The following is a 917-nucleotide window of genomic DNA, read 5'->3' on the forward strand; positions in this document are numbered from 1 at the left end:
TGCGGGATCTGCGCCCACTCGGCGATGCACTGCTCTTCGAGCCATGCATTGAGGGCGTCGAGATGAGGAAATGCGGGCAACCGCTGCCACAGACGGCGACGCGCATCCTGGACGTTCTTCTCGACTTGTCCCTTCTCCCAGCCGGACGCCGGATTGCAGAACTCCGGCTCGAACAAATAGTGGCTCGCCATCGCCGCGAAGCGCGCGTTGACCTGCCGTGCCTTGCCCGTGCCGATACGGTCGACCGCCGTCTTCATGTTGTCGTAGATCCCGCGCCGCGGCACCCCGCCGAGCACTCGGAAGGCATGCTGGTGCGCATCGAACAGCATCTCGTGGGTCTGAAGTGGATACGCACGCACGATGAACGCCCGGCTGTGCGACAGCTTGGTATGAGCTGCCTGCAACTTCACCCGTTCGCCGCCCAGAACGGCCCAGTCCTCGCTCCAGTCGAATTGGAAGGCTTCGCCGGACTCGAACACCAGCGGCACGAACGTGCCCCGGCCCGTCGTCTGCTCCTGGACCTGACGGTTCGCTCTCCACGCCTGGATGAAAGCCGCTACCCGACTGTATGAGCCGTCATAGCCCAGCGCGACCAGGTCGGCGTGGATCTGCTTGCCCGTGCGCCGCTGTTTTCGGGACTTGGTCATCTCCGTCTTCAGCCAGCCCGATAGCCGCTCGGCATACGGGTCCAGCTTGCTTGGCCGGACGACTATCTCAAACTTCGGCTCTACCGCGTCCGACCGGAGGTATTTGCGGATCGTGTTGCGCGACAGCCCGGTACGGCGGGTTATCTCCCGGATCGACATCCCATCACGAAATGCCCAGCGCCGGATGACGCTCAGTAACGCCATGTCTATCACTCCTTGACCCCCCGACAGCCAGCCGGGGTGAGGTTGAGACACGGGTCACTTCTCGGT

General features: G+C 63.5%; 1 pseudogene. It reads right to left on the reverse strand.

Annotated features, from left to right (window positions below):
- Positions 1–851 (reverse strand): annotated as a pseudogene (gene istA, locus AC0IYH_RS28935) (IS21 family transposase); the annotation flags it as partial.
- Positions 852–917 lie beyond the last annotated feature (66 nt).

It is taken from the genome of Pseudomonas sp. AC463 (assembly GCF_979253585.1).